The sequence below is a fragment of the Methylobacterium brachythecii genome (genome assembly GCF_014196345.1).
Taxonomy (GTDB): domain Bacteria; phylum Pseudomonadota; class Alphaproteobacteria; order Rhizobiales; family Beijerinckiaceae; genus Methylobacterium; species Methylobacterium brachythecii.
This window is the reverse complement of record NZ_JACIDN010000001.1, coordinates 757,663-775,214: the sequence shown is the minus strand read 5'-3', so window position 1 is coordinate 775,214 and position 17,552 is coordinate 757,663. Positions and strand designations below refer to the sequence as shown.

At 68.6% G+C, this 17,552-nt stretch carries 17 protein-coding genes; 2 read left to right on the top strand and 15 right to left on the bottom strand.

Annotated elements, in window-relative coordinates; translation table 11 throughout:
- Window positions 1-24: 24 nt before the first annotated feature.
- The 5 genes from GGR33_RS03745 to lgt form a co-directional block, all read right to left on the bottom strand.
- Entirely contained in the window at window positions 25-768 is a 744-nt protein-coding gene (locus tag GGR33_RS03745; protein ID WP_183502006.1) for a DUF2076 domain-containing protein, read from the bottom strand.
- 260 nt (window positions 769-1,028) lie between these two features.
- Window positions 1,029-1,904 carry an outer membrane protein gene (locus GGR33_RS03740; RefSeq protein WP_183502005.1) on the bottom strand — a complete coding sequence of 292 codons (876 nt, stop codon included), beginning with the start codon at window positions 1,902-1,904 and terminating at the stop codon, window positions 1,029-1,031.
- 338 nt (window positions 1,905-2,242) lie between these two features.
- Window positions 2,243-3,013 carry a peptidoglycan editing factor PgeF gene (gene pgeF / locus GGR33_RS03735; protein ID WP_183502004.1) on the bottom strand — a complete coding sequence of 257 codons (771 nt, stop codon included), beginning with the start codon at window positions 3,011-3,013 and terminating at the stop codon, window positions 2,243-2,245.
- Between the two features lie 37 nt (window positions 3,014-3,050).
- Window positions 3,051-4,058 (bottom strand): class I SAM-dependent methyltransferase, encoded by a 1,008-nt coding sequence (locus GGR33_RS03730; protein WP_183502003.1) that lies wholly within the window; start codon window positions 4,056-4,058, stop codon window positions 3,051-3,053.
- Between the two features lie 86 nt (window positions 4,059-4,144).
- A complete protein-coding gene (gene lgt / locus GGR33_RS03725) occupies window positions 4,145-5,038 on the bottom strand; it encodes a prolipoprotein diacylglyceryl transferase (protein WP_183502002.1) in 894 nt (297 codons plus the stop codon).
- A 154-nt stretch (window positions 5,039-5,192) separates the two neighbouring features.
- Here lgt and GGR33_RS03720 point away from each other — a divergent pair, with 154 nt between their 5' ends.
- Window positions 5,193-5,870, top strand: a complete 678-nt coding sequence (locus GGR33_RS03720; protein ID WP_183502001.1) for an MgtC/SapB family protein — start codon at window positions 5,193-5,195, stop codon at window positions 5,868-5,870.
- Window positions 5,871-5,881: 11 nt separating this feature from the next.
- Here the strand turns inward: GGR33_RS03720 and ilvA are convergent, their stop codons facing one another.
- The 4 genes from ilvA to GGR33_RS03700 all read right to left on the bottom strand — a co-directional run bounded on the left by ilvA (window position 5,882) and on the right by GGR33_RS03700 (window position 9,774).
- A complete protein-coding gene (ilvA, locus tag GGR33_RS03715) occupies window positions 5,882-7,447 on the bottom strand; it encodes a threonine ammonia-lyase, biosynthetic (protein WP_284211836.1) in 1,566 nt (521 codons plus the stop codon).
- A 49-nt stretch (window positions 7,448-7,496) separates the two neighbouring features.
- Entirely contained in the window at window positions 7,497-7,841 is a 345-nt protein-coding gene (locus GGR33_RS03710) for a diacylglycerol kinase (RefSeq protein WP_183501999.1), read from the bottom strand.
- Window positions 7,838-8,890, bottom strand: a complete 1,053-nt coding sequence (locus GGR33_RS03705; RefSeq protein WP_183501998.1) for an AbrB family transcriptional regulator — start codon at window positions 8,888-8,890, stop codon at window positions 7,838-7,840. The genes GGR33_RS03710 and GGR33_RS03705 overlap by 4 nt, the downstream gene beginning before the upstream one ends.
- A 215-nt stretch (window positions 8,891-9,105) precedes the next feature.
- On the bottom strand, window positions 9,106-9,774 hold the full coding sequence (locus GGR33_RS03700) for a BA14K family protein (protein ID WP_183501997.1): 669 nt from the start codon (window positions 9,772-9,774) through the stop codon (window positions 9,106-9,108).
- 142 nt (window positions 9,775-9,916) lie between these two features.
- Between GGR33_RS03700 and GGR33_RS03695 the strand changes: the two genes are divergently transcribed.
- Window positions 9,917-10,243, top strand: a complete 327-nt coding sequence (locus tag GGR33_RS03695) for a YnfA family protein (RefSeq protein ID WP_183501996.1) — start codon at window positions 9,917-9,919, stop codon at window positions 10,241-10,243.
- Here the strand turns inward: GGR33_RS03695 and GGR33_RS03690 are convergent.
- The 6 genes from GGR33_RS03690 to GGR33_RS03665 all read right to left on the bottom strand — a co-directional run bounded on the left by GGR33_RS03690 (window position 10,222) and on the right by GGR33_RS03665 (window position 17,539).
- On the bottom strand, window positions 10,222-11,424 hold the full coding sequence (locus tag GGR33_RS03690; RefSeq protein ID WP_183501995.1) for an MFS transporter: 1,203 nt from the start codon (window positions 11,422-11,424) through the stop codon (window positions 10,222-10,224). The genes GGR33_RS03695 and GGR33_RS03690 overlap by 22 nt on opposite strands.
- Entirely contained in the window at window positions 11,421-13,109 is a 1,689-nt protein-coding gene (gene lnt / locus GGR33_RS03685; RefSeq protein WP_183501994.1) for an apolipoprotein N-acyltransferase, read from the bottom strand. The genes GGR33_RS03690 and lnt overlap by 4 nt, the downstream gene beginning before the upstream one ends.
- A 271-nt stretch (window positions 13,110-13,380) precedes the next feature.
- Window positions 13,381-14,502, bottom strand: a complete 1,122-nt coding sequence (locus GGR33_RS03680; RefSeq protein WP_183501993.1) for a hemolysin family protein — start codon at window positions 14,500-14,502, stop codon at window positions 13,381-13,383.
- Window positions 14,503-14,547: 45 nt separating this feature from the next.
- Window positions 14,548-15,033 carry an rRNA maturation RNase YbeY gene (gene ybeY / locus GGR33_RS03675; protein WP_183501992.1) on the bottom strand — a complete coding sequence of 162 codons (486 nt, stop codon included), beginning with the start codon at window positions 15,031-15,033 and terminating at the stop codon, window positions 14,548-14,550.
- A gap of 107 nt (window positions 15,034-15,140) precedes the next feature.
- Window positions 15,141-16,445, bottom strand: coding sequence for a leucine-rich repeat-containing protein kinase family protein (locus GGR33_RS03670; protein WP_183501991.1), 1,305 nt, complete (start codon window positions 16,443-16,445; stop codon window positions 15,141-15,143).
- Complete coding sequence (locus GGR33_RS03665; protein WP_284211833.1) at window positions 16,445-17,539, bottom strand: PhoH family protein; 1,095 nt, start codon at window positions 17,537-17,539, stop codon at window positions 16,445-16,447. The genes GGR33_RS03670 and GGR33_RS03665 overlap by 1 nt, the downstream gene beginning before the upstream one ends.
- Window positions 17,540-17,552 lie beyond the last annotated feature (13 nt).

The window sequence follows — 17,552 nt, the reverse complement described above, 5'->3', positions numbered from 1 at the left end:
TCTCGTCATTCGTATCCGCGACGGTCAGACCCAATCGTCGTCGCCGCCGCCTCCGAAATCGCCGCCCGAGTCATTGTCGAACGAAGCGTCGTCGAAGCTGGCGGAATCGCTGCCGCCGCCGAGCGCGGAACCGAGATCCTGGTTGTCGCCGCCACTCCCGAAGAAGTTGTTCTCGGTGATATTGTCGCCACCGCCGAGACCCGCCGCCGCAGAGCTGCCGAGGTGCGAGTGGCCTCCTGCGAAAGCGTTCGACAGGGCGCTGCCGAGGAGCATGCCGCCGGCTGCACCGGCAGCCATCGGAAGGGCGGTGGCGAGGAAGCCGCCGCCGCGTGCCGGTGGCTGCTGGGCCTGACCAGCCCAGGGACCGCCCTGCTGCGGACCGCCGCCATAGGCCGGCTGTCCACCATAGCCGCCCTGCTGCGGATAGCCTTGCTGAGGGCCGCCCTGGTTGCCCCAGGGCTGTCCGGCCGTACGTTGCTGCTGTTGCGGATCCTGCCGAGCGCCGCCGCCGAAGATGCTCGACAGGAAGCCGCCACCGCCCTGCGGCTGCTGCGGCGCCTGCTGCTTGGCCTGTTCGAGCTGCTGGTTCAGGCTCTTGATCGCTTCTTCCTGCACATAGATCAGCTGAGCCATCGCATAGGGCGCGTAGGGCTGACTGCGCAGCTTATCGCCGATGAAGCGCTCGGCGTCGGCGTCGCGCTGCTGGTTTCCAGCCTGCTCGAGCCGCTGGAAGATGCCGTTGATGATGTCGCGTTCTTCGCTGTTCATAGGCCGTCCTCCTGAGGGCGGGCGGCAGCAACGCCACCGCATGACGCCTGAGAGATGGGGGGGCTGCGACAGCTTTGTCAGGGGTCGCCGCGAACTTTGCGCTGCGCGCAGGAGCCGCGGGATGAAAACCAATGCGCGAACCGTAGCCCACATCCGCCTGAAACGACGGAAGCCCGGCTGTGAGGCCGGGCTTCCTGAGCGATACCGAGGCGGTAGAGCTTGATCGGGCACGACCGCGAGGATCGCCCCCCAAGTTCGGCTTAGTACGAGCCGAACTTGTAGTTGATGCCGGCGCGGACGACAGCGAACTCGGTGTCGCGGATGCGCTGGTTGCCGGAGGCGACGATGACGCCCGGGCTCGTGGTGGTGACAAGCGCGCCGGCGTTGTTGACGGCGAAAGCGCCTGCGCTGTTGTTGCTGTTGCGATCGAGGTTCACGTACAGACCTTCGACCTTCAGCGTCACAGCCGAAGACTTGAAGAAGTTCAGGAAGGAGTCGGTCGGGAGGGCGTACTCGACGCCACCGCCTGCGACCCAACCGGTCTGGAAGTCGTTCGACGAGACACCGGTGCCGAACTGGCTGCCGCCGCCGCTGCCGTAAGCGAAACCGCCGGTGCCGTACACGAGGGTACGATCGAAGGCGTAACCGAGACGGCCGCGAACGGTGCCGAAGTAGTCGAGGCCCGAGAGGCCGTTCGGGTTGAACACGGCGCGAGCGGCGAGCGGGCCGCTGGAGACGAAGCGGTTACGATCGCGACCGAAATCGGCGTACTGGGCGTCGGCCTCGACGCCGATCACGAAGCCGGAGCCCGGCGTGAACTGATAGTTGTAGCCGATCTGACCACCGCCGACGAAGCCGTCGTTGCTGCGCTGGCCCGGGAAGGCGATGACCGCTGTCGTGCCCGGCAGAACCAGGGTGCTGGCGCCGTTCACGCCGAGCACGGTCGGGGTGTTGTTGTCAGAAGTGCCGAAGCCGTAACCGGCGTTGAAACCGGCGTAGAAGCCCGTCCAGGTGAAGACCGGGATCGGAGCGAACACCGGCGGGGGCGCAGCGCGGCGCGGGAGGTCGGCAGCGAAGGCCGAGCCAGCGAGAGCGATGGCAGCGAGGGCGGTCGCGCCCCGGAGGAAAGATTTCATCGTACTGGTCCCTTTTACTCTGCGCCGATCCGCCCGCAGGCAGGTCCGACGCGGTTCCCCGTATCTATTCCAGCAACCGAGGGGATGCTGTTGCGCTGCAACCACGCCAGCCGTCCCGAAGGCGGCCCCTTTGTGGCGATGGTTGCCGTTCCCTTGGTCACTTGAGGCTAAAACGCCACCAAACGGTCAAGGTTGCCTTACCGCCGAGCTTTTTTCCCCTGTTTTATTGGACAAGTTGTCGCAGGGGTGGAACCCGTACGGCCAAGTTCCGAGAGCGGGATACCAAGGCCTAGGGAACCAGCGATGTGCGGTGCCGCACTCGGTTTCGGCGTCGAGGATCAGGGAGTCAGGGCGATCGCCGAGATCAGCCGGCCGTAATCGTCCTCGGCGCGATGGGTCGTACGGCGATAGCTGTAGAAGCGCTCCTCGTCGGCGTAGGTGCACATGCCGAGGATGGCGGCCTCGCCGATACCGGCCTCCTGCAGGCGAGCCAGAATGAAGCCCGGCAGGTCGAACTGCGCATGCCCGGCCTTTTCGCCCTCGCTGAAGAAGCGTTCCGAGCCTGGCGCCTCGGCGCGGAAGCGGTCGACGAACTCCCCTCCGACTTCGTAGGCGGCCTGCGAGATGGTCGGCCCGAGCACGGCGACGATGCGGCTGCGATCCGCTCCGAGCGCCTCCATGGCTGCGACGGTGTTGGCGATCACGCCAGTCAACGCGCCCTTCCAGCCGGCATGGGCCGCACCGACGACGCGGCCCTCGGGATCAGCGAACAGGATCGGCCCGCAATCGGCCGTGGCGATGCCCAGCGCGAGCCCCGGAACTCGCGTCACCATCGCGTCGGCCTGCGGACGCTCGTCGAGCTGGAACGGCGCCTCGACGGTCACCACCCGGTTCGAGTGCACCTGGTAGAGGCTGACCATGGCATCCGTCGGCAGCGCCAGTTGCGCGCACATCCGCGCCCGGTTCTCGACGACGAGAGCCGCCTCGTCGCGGGAGCCGATGCCGCCATTGAGGGACGCGTAGAGACCTTCCGAGACGCCGCCCTGCCGGGTGAAGAAGGCGTGCCGCACATACGAATGCGAGGAGAGTTCGGGCGCTTCGATGAACATGGCGGGTCCGGGCGGGCGATCGTTGCGGGGGACGTGGTTACGCCGGCGCCGGGAAGCCGGGCAGCGCGTCGAGCGAGGAATGGCTGATGCAGAGCACCTTGAACAGGGAGCCCATGCCGCGACGCGACGGATCGACCAGCCGTGCATGCGCCGCCTCGATCGCCTCGGCCTGAGCTGGCGTCGCGCGCTGCTTCAGCCGGTCGGCGCGAAGACGCAGGCCGAGGGCGCCTAGGAAATCGCGCTGGTCGACGGGACCGTGGATGCGCGCTCCCTCCGTGGAGGCGGCGGAGCCGAGTGCGGCGAAATCGACATGGGTGGTGAGGTCGGCCTCGCCAGGTGTCTCCAGCGGATCGACAAAGCGATGGCAGGAGAGCGCCTGCAACGTGTCGCCGAACCCTGGCCGGAGATGCCCGTAATCGATGGCGAGCAAAGCGCCACCCTGGCGCACGAACCGTCCAGCGAGTGCGCGCGCGATCGAGAGCGCCGCGCTCGGCACGGTCAACACGACACCGACCGGCGCGTCCCGCGCGATCGTTCGGTCCGGCTCGGGCGACAGGCCGCGCACCAGACGCGTCCCGTCTGGCGACAGGCCGACCAGCCGCTTGCACCAGCCGGTCTCCCGCCGCTCGAACTGCCTGACGGGCAGTGCATCGAAGAATTCGTTGGCGACGACGATGGCCGGCCCGTCGGGCAGGGTGTCGACGGCCTCGTGCCACTGCGGCGAGACCGCGGAAAGTCGATCCTCCTGGAGCGCGCGCAGAACCGAGCTCGTCTCGACGAGGTGGAGATCGATCGCGGCACCGGGTGCGGCTGAGCGCAGAGCCCGCAAGGCATCCGCCATCAGCGTGCCGCGGCCTGGACCCAGCTCGACGAGGTTCAGCCTCTCGGGCGAGCCCATCGCAGCGCGGGTTGCGGCGATCCAAACGCCGATCAGTTCGCCGAACATCTGGCTGATCTCGGGCGCGGTGACGAAGTCGCCGCCGCGTCCGAGGGGATCGCGCGTCCGATAATAGCCGTGGACCGGGTGCCCGAGGCACAGGGCCATGTAGCGATCGAGCCCGATCGGGCCGTTCTCACGGATCTCGGCCGCGATCTCCGTTAAGAGCGGCGTGGGCTCTGGACTGAGGGTGGTCAGATCTGGCCCGCCTCAGCCTGGACCTCGACCTCGGGATGACGCGGCCGGGTCACGCCGCGTGCCGCGAGCACGATGTACATGATCCCCACGATGGCCATGGGTACACACAGGAGCATGCCCATGGTGATGCCTCCACCCAGCGCGCCGACCTCACGTCCGAACAGGAAGCCGAGTTGCGGATCGGGTTCGCGGAAGAACTCGCAGAAGGTCCGGGTGATGGCGTAGCCGAGGACGAAGATGCCGCCGAGGAGCCCTGGCTTGCGGAAGCCGAACCGGCGCACGCTGATCGCCATGACGATGAAGAGCAGTAGCCCCTCCGCCGTCGCCTCGAAAAGCTGGCTCGGATATCGCGGCACATCCCCGCCGGTGGGGAACACGATCGCGTAGGGGAAATCGGGTGCCGCACGCCCCCAGAGCTCGCCATTCACGAAATTTGCGATGCGGCCGAAGAACAGCCCGATCGGCACCACCACCGAGGCAAGGTCGAGCAGGGTGTAACCGTTGAGCCCGCGCCGATGCGCGAACAGCAGGAGAGCGAAAATCGAGCCGAGGAATCCGCCGTGGAACGACATGCCGCCGTTGCGGATCGCAAGGATCTCGGCGGGGTCGTCCAAGTACATCGGAAGGTTATAGAAGAGCACGTAGCCGATGCGGCCGCCGAGCACGACGCCGAGTGCGACCCAGACGATCAGGTCGTCAACGTCGCTGAGTTTCGGCCGCTTCACCACACCCCAGAGGGAATCGGCCGCCACCAGCTGCCTTGCGTAGAACCAGCCGCCGACGAGTCCGGCGATGTAGGACAGCGCGTACCACTTCACGATCGGCACGCCGCTGATCGAGATCGCGACGGGATCGATGGCCGGAAACGGGATGGCGAAGAGGGGTGGCATCGGCTGAGGTCCCGGAGCGTCGGGCTATGCGATCGGTCGCGCTGGCCTTGCACCCGCGCCCGCGGAAGCGTCAAGCGCGGCGGCCGGTGCTTGTCTCGATGGCTGTAGCGCGGGAAAGCTCCATCTTTACGACGAAGCGACGGGGGCGGTCGGCTTGTTGAGCAACGTGGAGATGGTGGCGCGGCTCGTCCTGGCGGGCGCGCTCGGCAGTGTGATCGGCTTCGAGCGCGAGCGGCTGCTCTGGGCAGCGGGCCTGCGCACGCACATGCTGGTCTGCGTCGGCGCCTGCCTGATTATGATCGTCTCTGCCTTTGGCTTCGCCGACGTCATGGGAGCGGACAAGGTCGTGCTCGATCCCTCCCGCGTCGCCGCCCAGGTCGTCTCGGGCATCGGCTTTCTCGGCGCAGGCACGATTCTCTTGCGCGGCGAAGTGGTGAAGGGGCTCACCACGGCCGCGAGCCTCTGGGCCGTCGCGGCGATCGGCCTCGCCATCGGCGGCGGCCTCTACGTGGCCGGCATCGCGACCACCGTCATCGTGATCGGCATCCTGGCCGGCGTAAAGCCAATCGAGGACAAGTGGCGCGGGCGCATGCAAACGCGCGAATTGCGGCTGACCGTCCGCAGCGGGACGATGTCGATCGACACCTTGCACGTGGTCGCGGGCGCCCGTGCCTCCCGTGTGCGCCAGTTCGTGGTCAGGCCAGGCACGGACCCCGACCACGAAGAGGTCACGGTGTCATTCGTCCGGCTGTCGCAGACCAGCGTGGATGCGATCGCCGAGAAGCTGCGCAAGAACGAGAACGTGATCAGCGTCGCGTCCTCGGGCGACTAGCGGCGCGCCGTTCAGACCGAGGCGTCGTCGAGGAACAGCCGGTAGGCCGGGTTGTCGGTCTCGTCGACATAGGGATAGGCGAGAGCCTCCAGCGCCGCGTCGAAGCGGGCGCGCTCGGCCGGCGGCACGTCGATCCCCGCCAGCACCCTGCCGTAATCGGCACCGTGGTTGCGGTAGTGGAACAGGGTGATGTTGAAGCCGTCGCCCAGCGCCTCGAGGAATTTCATCAGAGCACCCGGCCGCTCCGGAAACTGGAATCGATAGAGCCGCTCGTCGGGCAGCCCCTGAGCGCGGCCGCCGACCATGTAGCGGACATGGACCTTGGCCATCTCGTTGTCGCTCATGTCGAGCACGCGGTAGCCCGCGGCAGTCAGGGAAGCGATCAACTCGCGCTTCTCCGGCCGGCCGCCGGGCAGATTGATGCCGACGAAGATCTGCGCCTGCGCATCGCGGGCGTAGCGATAGTTGAACTCGGTGATGGCCCTCGGCCCGAGCGCGGCGATGAAGGCGCGGTAGGAGCCCGGTCGCTCGGGGATCGTGACGCCGATCAGGACCTCGCGCTCCTCGCCGATCTCGGCGCGCTCGGCGATGTGACGCAGGCGGTCGAAATTGAGGTTGGCGCCCGAGGAGATCGCGACGAGCGTTCCCCCGCCGCCGTTCTCGGCCGCCCAGGCCTTGGCGCCGGCGAGGCTCAGCGCGCCCGAAGGTTCGGAGACGGCGCGAGTGTCGTCGAAGATGTCCTTGACTGCCGCGCACATGGCGTCGGTATCCACCGTGACGATCCCGTCGAGATGCTCACGGCAGAGTCGGAAGGTTTCCTCGCCGACCTGGCGCACCGCGGTGCCGTCGGCGAAGAGGCCGACGCTCGGCAGCGTGACGAGGCGTCCCGCATCGAAGGCCGCCTTCATGCTCGCGGCGTCATCCGGCTCGACGCCGATGACCTTGGTCTCGGGCCGCAGGTACTTCACGAAGGTAGCGATGCCGGCCGCGAGGCCGCCGCCGCCGATCGGCACGAAGATCGCCTCGATCGGCCCGGAATGCTGGTGCAGGATCTCCATGCCGATGGTGCCCTGGCCGGCGATCACGTCGGGATCGTCGAAGGGGTGCAGGAAGACCAGGCCCTGCTCGGCCTCGAGACGGCGGGCTTCGCCGAGCGCCTCATCGAAATTGTCACCGAACAGCACGACTTCGGCGCCCCGCGCGCGGCAGGCATCGACCTTGATGGTCGGTGTCGTGCCCGGCATCACGATCACCGCGCGCACCCCGAGCTGCGCCGCGCCAAGCGCCACGCCCTGCGCGTGATTGCCCGCCGAGGCGCAGATCACGCCGCGCGAGAGCTGCTCGGGCGGCAGTTGCGTCATCTTGTTGTAGGCGCCGCGCAGCTTGAACGAGAAGACCGGCTGCAGATCCTCGCGCTTCAGTAGCACGGGACGGCCGAGGCGCGCCGTCAGGCGTGGCATCGGATCGAGCGGGCTTTCCTTGGCGACGTCGTAGACGCGGGCGGAGAGGATCTTCTTGATGTAGTCGGTCACGGCAGGGGGCTTTGGGGCGGAGCAGCAGGCTTCGAAGCGACCGATCTAGTCCGTCCGGGCGCCGGACGCGAGCACCCTGGCGCAGGTCTGCCCTTCAGAGGCGTTCGATGAGGGCCGCGATCCAGACGAGGGCAGCGATCCCCTGGGCGAAAAACGCACCGGCAGAGGCGAGATCCTTGACCACGCCGATCCGGTCATGATGGCCAGGGTGGAGGTGGTCGCAGAGCTTCTCGATGGCGGTGTTCAAAAACTCCGCGCAGATCATCAGCAGCAGGCTCGCCAGCAGCGCGACGCGCACCCAGAGACCGGTGCCGAGCAGCAGAGCGCAAGGCAGCCCGAATGCCAGCAGCACGAGTTCGAGCCGGATCGCACGCTCCGTGCGGGCTCCGTAGACGAGGCCGCGCCAGGAATTCAGGAAGGCGAGGTAGAGCGCCCTCATGCAGCCGAATCCGGCGCGGAGCGGGCGATCCATCGCGCCAGAATCGGCCCCGTCAGCAGGACTGTAAACAAGCGCAGCGTCTGCACGCCGAGAACGAAGGACACGTCCGCCTTCGAGCCGACGGCGATGATCGCCACGGAGTCGAGGCCGCCGGGGCTGGTCGCCAGGAAGGCGGTCAGGAAGTCGATGGGAAGCAGGAAGGTCAGGCCATAGGCCCAGGCGCCACAGAGCAGGATGATCGCGAAGGTGGCGACGAGGATGCCGGGCAGCGCGTGCAGCGTCGTGTGCAGGGTCTCACGGGTGAAGCGCAGGCCGACATACCAACCGATGGCGGCGTAGGCCGCATCGAGCAATGGCCCGGGCACGGCGACACTGGCGATACCGGTGGCATGCAGGGCCGCGCCGAGCAGCATCGGCCCGACGAGCGCTCCAGCTGGCATCCGCAGCGCCAGCGCGAGGCCTGCCCCGAAGGCGGCGACCGCGAGGGTCGCGACGATGGAGGTGACCGGCAGCGGCGGGGCCGCCACGCTCGCCGGCTCACCCGAGACGTCCACGAGAAGCCGCGCCACGACAGAAGCGGTGAGCACGACGGCGGCGACGCGCACGTATTGCATGAAGGCGACGAGGCGCGGATCGGAACCGTAGGCCTCCGCCATCGCCACCATCGCGGCCGCGCCGCCCGGCGCCGAGCCCCATGCCGCGGTGGCGCCGGGCAGAACTTGCAGCCGCGTCAGGGTGATACCCACTACGACTCCGGCCATCACCGTCACCAGCACCGCCGCGACCATCAAGGCGCCGTCATTGACGATGGTTCGGACGATCTCGGGCGTCACCGAATGCGCCACGAGGCATCCGATGATCGACTGGGCCGCAAGGAAGAGCGGGCGCGGCAGGAGGAGCCGCGCGCCGCCGACGCCGAAGGCGATGGCAGCCAGCATCGGCCCGAGCAGCAGCGCTGCCGGAAACCGCGCATAGCTGAGCGCAATGGCCAGGAGGGCGGAGACCGCCAGGAGCCCTATCCAGCGAGCGGGCGTGCGGAGATCGGGCAAGAGCTGCGACCGCAGGTTCCGAGAAGAGCCGCGCGGGAGCACCGCGCCCGGTGCCGCTACACCGCTTGCGGGCGCCTGTCACGGTTCGGCGATCCGAGAAGCAGTCCGTCAGACGGCAAAACAATGCCCCACGAAGCCTGAGCTTCGCGGGGCCGTTTTCAGAGGTCGACGAGCGGGAAACGACCTCCGCTCAACGGAGGCTGGTCTCGATCCGGTTACGGACAGGCGTGACGGGCCCCGTCGTTACCGAGATAGGTGCCGCTGCGACGGTCGTAGGATTTGAAGCGGCTGACGCAGTACCCGACGGTTCGAGCAGGCTGGACCGCCTGTGGCTGGGCAACGTCGTAGCCTTCCTGATCGTAGCCATAGGCGGCCGGGGCGTAGCCGCCGTAATAGCCATCGTCGTAACCGTAGCCGTCATACCCGTAGCCGTAGCCCAGGCCACCGACAGCGAGCCCCAAACCGAGGCCGCCATAGCCCCAGCCGTAACGGTTGTGGCGGCCATGCCAGCGGCCGTTGAAGCCGCGGTTAGCTGCGAAGCCCCGTCCGGCGAAGCCGGGAGCGACGCCACGGTTCACGCCACCGCCGACGACGGCTCGCTGAAAGCCGCCATTTGCACCGACGCCGCCGATCGCACTCCGCTGGGCACCGATCGCCCCAGCGCCGCCGGACCCGGCTGGCCTGAAGCCACCACCGAAATTGCCGCCGCGGAAGCCGCCACCGCCCATACCGCCGCGGAAGCCACCGCCACCACCGAAGCCGCCGCGAAAACCGCCGCCGCCGCCATGGAAGCCGCCGCCACCGAAGCCGCGAGCGTCAGCGGTCGCGGGGACGAGAAGGAGCGCACCGGCCAATGCTGCCGATGCCGTGAGGATGCGATTCATCGTCTTCACCAGGTTGCGGGAAATGTCCCTTGGTGAAGAAACGCGCCCGAGCTTGGTTTGATCATGCGGCAAAACGGCATTTGTTGCTGAGGGGCGCATGGGTCGGCTTGCTCGATGCCCGACGGCATCCGAGAGAGGGGCGATGACGACCCTTGCCGCCTTCATCGGTGCCGCGCTCGCCGAGATCGCGGGCTGCTTCGCTTTCTGGGCTTGGGCGCGAATGAACGCCTCCGCGTTCTGGCTGCTGCCTGGCATCGCGTCGCTGATCGTCTTCGCGAGCCTGCTCACCCTCGCCGACAGCGCCGCGGCCGGGCGCGCCTACGCAGCCTATGGCGGGATTTACGTGGTCGCCTCGCTGGTCTGGCTGCGCTTCGTCGAAGACGTTCACCCGGATCGATGGGATCTCGCAGGCGCCACGCTCTGCCTCGCTGGGATGGCCGTGATTCTCTACGGACCGCGCGCCGCCTGACCGACGTGCAGGTTGCGCCCGGCGCCGAGGCCGCAGATCGCGGCCCCGAGCGCCACGGCCGCGAACAGGAGCGTCGGCCATGCCCAGCCGCCGCTGACTTCGTGTGCGAGCCCGAAGCCGAAGGGTCCAAGCGAGGCGAGCGCATAGCCGAAACCCTGCGCCATCGCGGAGAGCGCTCCGGCGCTCGCGGCGTCGCGGGCCCTCAGCACGATCACTGTCAGGCCGAGCCCGAAACAGCCTCCCAAGGCGAAGCCCTGCACGATCGCGGCCACTACCATGCCTTTCGTCGGGCCGAAGCCGAGCGCCGCAAAGACCACCACGGTGACGAAGAGACTGCCGACGATCCAGCCGCGCTGATCCCGCGCTCCGGCCGCCAAGGTCGGCACCACGAGAGCGCCCGGCGCCTGCGCGAAGGCCGACAGCGCGGTGAGATAGCCCGCATCGACGGCATCAAGCCCGCGTCCCTGTAGCAGCGCCGGGAGCCAGCCGAACTGGATGTAGGCCAGCGAGGATTGCAGCCCCATGAAGCCGGCCACCTGCCACGCGAGCGGCTCCTGCCAGAGCCGTACTGCCGCCTTCGCGCTCGGTGCAGCGGCCGGCGTCGGGCGCAGACGTGCGAACGGAATCCAGGCGACCACGGCCGCGAGCGCCGGCAGCGCCCAGATGGCGAGTGCCGCAGCCCAGCCTTGGCCGAGCCAGTGTTCCAGCGGCACCGTCAGGCCGGCCGCCGTCCCGGCACCGATACAGAGCGCCATGGTGTAGAGCCCGGTGGCGCGGCCGGCATGGCGGGAGAAGTCGCGCTTTACGAGCGCCGGCAGCAGCACGCCCGAAAGTCCGATTCCGAGTCCGGACAGAGCCGACCCGGCGAACAGGGCGGGCAGGCCACCGAGGCCACGCAGCAGAAGTCCGGCGAGGACAGCGACGAGGCCCGCGAGAATGCCGGCATCGACGCCGAGCCGGCGGATCGCCGGCGGCCCGAAGGCGCCGCCGAGGCCAAGGCACAGCACCGGCAGGGTGGTGAGCGCGGCGGCAGTCGTCGCGGTCGATCCGGTGTCGGCCACGATCTGCGTCAGCAATGGTCCGACGCTCGTCAGTGCCGGCCGCAGATTGAACGCGACCAGCGTCACGGCCAGGCCGACGAGAAGCGGTCCGTGCCGTTTTCCATCCGTCGTCGCGGTCATACGGCACCGTTGGCGTCACGCCGACGGCCGGCAAAGGCGACAAGGAGGGCGCCGAGTAGCATCGCGGCGAAGGGGGCGTCACCCAGATAGGAATAGACCGTGCGGCCGGGGATGCGCGCGGGCAGATCGGCATCGAGCACGCCCTCCTGGCCGAGGGGCAGCGCGGCGACGATACGTCCATGGGCATCGACCACGGCTGAAATGCCGCTATTGGCGTCGCGCACGAGGGGCAGGCCTTCCTCAACGGCGCGCAGCCGCGCCTGGGCGAAATGCTGATGCGGCCCCGGCGTGTCGCCGAACCAGGCATCGTTGGTGAGGTTCAGGATCAGGCCCGGCACCACGGCACCGCCATCCGATGCCTCAGCCGGCACGATGGCACCGGGAAAGATCGACTCGTAGCAGATCGTCGCCGCTACTGGCGGCAGGCCTGGCACGGCGAGGATCCGCTGGCCCGCACGCGATCCCGGCGTGAAACCGCCTGGTACCGAGACGAATTGCCGGAGTCCGACCGCCTTCAGAATCGCGTCAAACGGACCCGGCAGATATTCGCCGAACGGCACCAGATGCACCTTGTCGTATATTGGGCCGAGGGTGCCCCCATGCTCGATCGTCAGGATCGCGTTGAAGAACACCGCGTGTTCTCGGGTGAAGGGCTCCTGCGCCCGCGCCGCGCCGGTGATCAGGTGCTTGTCCTTGGGCAGCACCGCGCCGATGCGCCCGAGGGTCTGGGGATCGCGCTGGATCAGGAAGGGGAATGCGGATTCCGGCCAGACGATGTGGGTGACGTCGGCGATGCCGCTGCGCTCGGGCGACGTCGCGCGGTCGCTGAGCGCGAGATACTTGTCGACGATGGCGTCGCGGTTGCCGGGCTCGAACTTGTCGTCCTGCTGGATGTTCGGCTGGATCAGGCGCAGCCTCACCCCGGCGATGGTCGCGTCGGGTCCGCTCGGCACGCGCCAGGCCCCGAACAGAGCGAGCGCCGCCAGCATCGAGCCGCCGAGGACGAGCGGGCCGAAGCGCGCGCGGGGGCTGGCGCCGGTGGCGAGCGCTGCAGGGGCGGCGGCGATCGGTACGACGATCAGGCTGAGGCCGTAAAGGCCGACGAGCGAGGCACCCTGCATCAGCCAAAGATTGCCGCCGAGCGCCATGCCGACGTTGTTCCAGGGAAAGCCAGTGAACAGATGCCCGCGCAGCCACTCGCTTCCCGCGAAGGCGAAGGCCAGCGCGAAGAGGCGTCCCGCCCCGCGTGACCAGACGAGCCGGGCCGCCGCGAAGCCGAGGGCGTAGAACACGGCAAGCACCGCCGGCAGCCCGACCACGCCGAGCGGCATCGCCCATGCGAACTGGTCGGCCTCCACCAGGAAGGCCGCACCGAGCCACCACAGGCCGGCGACGAAGTAGCCGAAGCCCCAGCCCCAGCCGACGAGGGCGCAGTCCCGGAGCGTGCGCCAGCCGCGAGGGCCAGCACTCGCACCATCGATCAGCCAGACCGCCACGGTGAGCGATACGGCGAGGGCCGGCAGGATACCGTAGGGCGGCATCGCCAAGGCCCCGACCGCGCCTGCGAGGATGGCGAGCCCGACCCTCGGCCAACCGTGGCTCAGGATGATGCGATGGGCGACCGCCTCGAGCCAGCCGCCGATGGGCAGACCGGTCTGGGCATCGCTCTTGCGCGCGAGGGTCATACGAGGCGGATCATCGGGCGGCCGAGCTTGGCGTTGAGCCGCTGGGCATTACACGATTCCCAGACTTTGGCTGCGTCCTGCGAGACCCAGGCGCTATCCGACCTCTCGACCTGAACTTCGATGTATCAGCAGAGCACTGCTTCGAGCAGGCTCTGATCGCCATGGCCCAGCGCCTTCAGGGCCGCCTCGCCTTCCGATCGGCGAGGCGCGCCGAGATGATATGCGCGTCACGCCACGCGGCGTGACGGTCGCGGTCAAGGAGGCGCGGTTTTCAGCCCCCGGCCGCCTGAGCCGGCGACGGCAGATCGGCCGACGGAGCCGGCAGCGCCAGGGGCACCACCTGACCGATCTTCGCCTGCCCGCGCTGCAGGCGCAGGCGCTTCACGCGGCGCGGATCGGCATCGAGCACCTCGAATTCGAGTTCGCTCGGTCCGGCGATGATCTCGCCACGCGAGGGCACGCGGCCCGCGAGCGTGACGATGAGGCCGCCGATCGTGTCGATCTCCTCCGCCATCTCGCCGGCCGAGGCGACCAGATCGACGCCGGTGGCCTCTGAGACCTCGGCGAGGCCTGCTCGGGCGTCGGCGACATAGGTCTCGGTCTCGCCCTCGACGCGATTGACGAGCTGGCCCTCGGCCACGTCGTGCTCGTCCTCGATGTCGCCGAGAACGACCTCGATGAGGTCCTCGATGGAGATCAGGCCATCGGTGCCGCCATACTCGTCGATGACCAGCGCCATGTGGGTGCGCGTCGCCTGCATCCTCACCAGCAGGTCGATCGCCGGCATGGAGGGCGGCACGAACAGGACCGGGCGCTGGATTCGGGTTGAGGCAAGGGTTGCCGACAGATCGACTTTGCCGAGATCGAGATCGCGCACCGCGCGCGCCGGCAGCCGGCGTACGCGGGTCGACGTCACCGGCTTGTCCTCGGTCGTGGCCGCCGTTGGAGCGGCGGAGCGGCGCGTGGCCGGCTCGGCCTTCGAGGCGAGGTATTCCACGAAGTCGCGGATGTGGACCATGCCCCGCGGGTCGTCGAGCGTCTCGCCATAGACCGGCAGACGCGAATGGCCTGCGGTGCGGAAGAGCTTGAGCAGGTCGCCGAGGCTGCTGTCGACGGGCACGGCGACGATGTCGGCCCGGGGCACCATCACGTCGTCGACGCGCACCTTGTGGAGGCCGAGGACGTTCTTGAGCATCGCCCGCTCCAGCGGCGAGAACGAATCCTCGCCCGTATCGGGCTCGGCCAGGGCATCCTCGATGCCGGTGCGCAGGCTGTCACGTGAGCGCAGGTTGAAGACACTGAGCAGGCGATCGTACCAGGCCTCGCGGGGCTGGGCGTCGGCATCTGCATTGGGCGCGGCCAGGGCCGCGCCGCGACTTCGGTCGTTGGTCATGTCTCTCTTGAATGTCCGAGGCGGAAGAGCCGGTGTCGAAGCGGGTCAGTCGGCGTAGGGGTCCGGGATGCCGAGCGTCGCCAGAGCCGCGACTTCGATGGCTTCCATCGCGTCAGCCTCGGCCTCGCCGGTCTCGTGATCCTGCCCGAGCAGGTGAAGAGTGCCATGGACGAGGAGATGCGCGAGGTGGTGGCTGAGCGGCTTCGACTGCTCGACACTCTCGCGCAGCACCGTGTCATAAGCAAGAACCACGTCGCCGAGCGGCTCCGGCTCGCCCGGCGGCACGGGCTGGTCGGCGGCCGGAAACGAGAGCACGTTGGTGGGCTTGTCCTTGCCGCGCCAGGTCTTGTTGAGGTCCTGCACGGTCGCGTCGTCGGCGAGTAGAATGCTGACCGAGACGGGCCCCGCTCCCGAATCGGGCAACGCCGCGAGGCCCGCGGCGACGGAGCGCGCGATGAGGGCGTCGAGATCCGGCACGGCCGTTTCCCAACGCGCGTCCTCGATGGCGATGTCGATCTCTGGCTGGCTCACGGGCTGGGATTGTTCGGCAGATCGGGAAACGGAGGCCGCTGTTAGCGGTCGGGTGGGCACTCCGGCAACCGGTGGGTGGACAGGGCTGCTGCGCCCATCGCGCCGGGTCAGCCCAAATCCTCAATCAAGGCCGACAGCACCTCGGCCATGACCGGGCGGCCCGAAGAGTCGGGCTGGATGCAGGCCTGTTCCAGATCCAGCAACGCCTTCGGTGGTGTGTCGCAAAGGGCGAGCAGTTCGCCGAGCAGCAGGCCCCAGGCGCGCATCTCGATCCGCTGGAAAGCTGCGCCTTCGGCGCCGGATGGCAGCATCGAGGCTGCGCCGAAATCGCTAAGGACCGCTTCACCGGTCACGCCGTCCCAGAGCAGGTTGTGCGCGTAGAGATCGCCGTGCAGCAGGCCGCGTGCGTGCAGGTGCGCGGTGGCCGAGGCGGCGGCGCAGGCGAGGCGCAGAGCCACGTCCATGTCGAGCCGCAAGGCCGGATCGTAGACGTCTCGGCTGCAGCTCGACAGGTTCGGTGGTCCGGCCAGCACGCGCCAATGCGGCGGCAGCAGCCGCATCGCCAGCCCTTCCAACCCCTCGGGATGTCCCGTCAGCCGGCCGAGCCCGCTGGTGAGGTTCGGATGCGCTCCGGCTGCGAGGCAGGCCGCCATCTCACGATCGGGCAGCCCGTCGCTGGTCATGGCGCCCTTGAACAGCTTGAGCGCGATGCTGCGGCTTTCGCCATCTGCATGCCAGACGGCCCGGTGCGTGATGCCGGACGCGCCCTCTCCCAGCCGCTCGCCGAGGACGACGTCGCCCCACGGCACGGACGCGACGCCGACGAGCGGTGTCTCGCGCTCCAGCGGATTGCCGGCATAGGACAGCCACGCGAGGCCGGGCAGCCTCGCGATCCAGGGCGGCAGCGCCTCGAAACGGTTGGCGGCGAGCCGGATCAGTTCGAGCTTTTCCGCGTTCGCCAGCCCCTGCGGCAGGGCGCGAAGCCGGTTGCCGGAGAGCAGCAGCTTCTGCAGATGAGGCCGCTCGCCGAGCGAGTCGGGCATGTGTTCGATGGCGTTGTCGGTGAGCGTCAGCCAGCGCAGGCGCGGCGGCAGCGCTTCATCCGGCACCTCGCGCAGGCCGGCACTGCGCATGCCGATTTGGCTCAGGGCGGGACAATCGCCCAGCACCGACGGCATCCGCTTGAAGCGGTTGCCGGACATGAACAGGACGCGCAGCTTTGTCAGCCGGCTGAAATCGGAAGGAAGGCTCGTGAGCGTGCCGCCACTGAGATCGAGGATCTCGAGGCTGTCGGCCAGCCCGAAGATCTCTTGCGGAAACGCGTCGAGACCGCCCGGCAGGTAGAGTTCCCGCGTTCCTGCGAGGTCACCGCGTCGCAACGCCGTCAGCGTATCGGCGAGAGCTGTGCGCATCACGCCAGCGAGCGCCGCCGCGGGTTCGGGTTGCGGTCGGCCTCCGCCTCGCCGTGGCTCGCGGCCTCGTAGGCCGTGACGATCCGCCGAACGAGGTCGTGGCGAACCACGTCGACATCCCGAAACCGCACGCGGCCGATGCCCTCGACGCCGTCGAGCACGTTCACCGCCTCGACGAGCCCGGATTTTTGGCCCGGCGGCAGATCGATCTGGCTCGGGTCGCCAGTGACGATCATCCGCGAATTCTCGCCTAACCGGGTGAGAAACATCTTCATTTGCATGGACGTGGTGTTCTGGGCCTCATCCAGCAGCACCACCGCATTGGTCAGCGTGCGCCCGCGCATGAACGCGAGCGGCGCGATCTCGATGACACCGGTCTGCAGGCCGCGGTCGACATGGCGCGCCTCCATGAAGTCGTAGAGCGCATCGTAGATCGGCCGCAGATACGGATCGACCTTTTCGCGCATGTCGCCGGGCAGGAAGCCGAGGCGCTCGCCCGCTTCCACCGCAGGCCGCGAAAGAATCAGCCGCTCGGCATGCCCCTGCTCCAGCAGCGAGACGGCATGACCGACTGCGAGCCAGGTCTTGCCGGTGCCGGCAGGCCCTTCGGCGAAGACGAGTTCGTTCGAGCGCAGGAGCTTGATGTAGTCGCTCTGCGCGGCGTTGCGGGCGCGCACGGCGCCGCGGCGACGGGTGGCGATCTGCTCGAAATGCTCGCGGTCGGGCTCGGCAGCGATCTCGGCCGAGGGGAACAGGTTGCCCTGGACGGTGACCTCCTGGATCACCCCGTCGACGTCGCCCAGGGTCAGCGCCGTGCCGCCCTTGCGCACACGGGCATAGAGGCGCTCGAACACCCGCCGGCCCTTCTCGGCGGCATCGGGCGTGCCCTTGATGACGAGGTGGTTGCCGAGCGCCGTCGCCTTCACGTCGATGCGCCGCTCGATATGCGCGACGTTCTGATCGTACTGGCCGAAGACGAGGCTCGCGAGCCGGTTGTCCTCGAAGGTCAGCGAGACCTCGACGGCCTCTGCGAGGCCGCCTTGCGCTGCCAGCCCCCTCCCCTTTAGGGTCCGCCCGGCGGCGTCATTCGGCACTGGCAAGGTCCTT

Bases quoted from the DNA above. Each gene is read 5' to 3' on its own strand.
- GGR33_RS03680 (WP_183501993.1), bottom strand. From the start codon at position 14,502: ATGACCAACGACCGAAGTCGCGGCGCGGCCCTGGCCGCGCCCAATGCA.
- GGR33_RS03695 (WP_183501996.1), top strand. From the start codon at position 9,917: ATGACGACCCTTGCCGCCTTCATCGGTGCCGCGCTCGCCGAGATCGCG.
- GGR33_RS03740 (WP_183502005.1), bottom strand. From the start codon at position 1,904: ATGAAATCTTTCCTCCGGGGCGCGACCGCCCTCGCTGCCATCGCTCTC.
- GGR33_RS03690 (WP_183501995.1), bottom strand. From the start codon at position 11,424: ATGACCGCGACGACGGATGGAAAACGGCACGGACCGCTTCTCGTCGGC.
- pgeF (WP_183502004.1), bottom strand. From the start codon at position 3,013: ATGTTCATCGAAGCGCCCGAACTCTCCTCGCATTCGTATGTGCGGCAC.
- GGR33_RS03700 (WP_183501997.1), bottom strand. From the start codon at position 9,774: ATGAATCGCATCCTCACGGCATCGGCAGCATTGGCCGGTGCGCTCCTT.
- lgt (WP_183502002.1), bottom strand. From the start codon at position 5,038: ATGCCACCCCTCTTCGCCATCCCGTTTCCGGCCATCGATCCCGTCGCG.
- lnt (WP_183501994.1), bottom strand. From the start codon at position 13,109: ATGACCCTCGCGCGCAAGAGCGATGCCCAGACCGGTCTGCCCATCGGC.
- GGR33_RS03670 (WP_183501991.1), bottom strand. From the start codon at position 16,445: ATGCGCACAGCTCTCGCCGATACGCTGACGGCGTTGCGACGCGGTGAC.
- GGR33_RS03710 (WP_183501999.1), bottom strand. From the start codon at position 7,841: ATGAGGGCGCTCTACCTCGCCTTCCTGAATTCCTGGCGCGGCCTCGTC.
- GGR33_RS03730 (WP_183502003.1), bottom strand. From the start codon at position 4,058: ATGGCCCTGTGCCTCGGGCACCCGGTCCACGGCTATTATCGGACGCGC.
- GGR33_RS03745 (WP_183502006.1), bottom strand. From the start codon at position 768: ATGAACAGCGAAGAACGCGACATCATCAACGGCATCTTCCAGCGGCTC.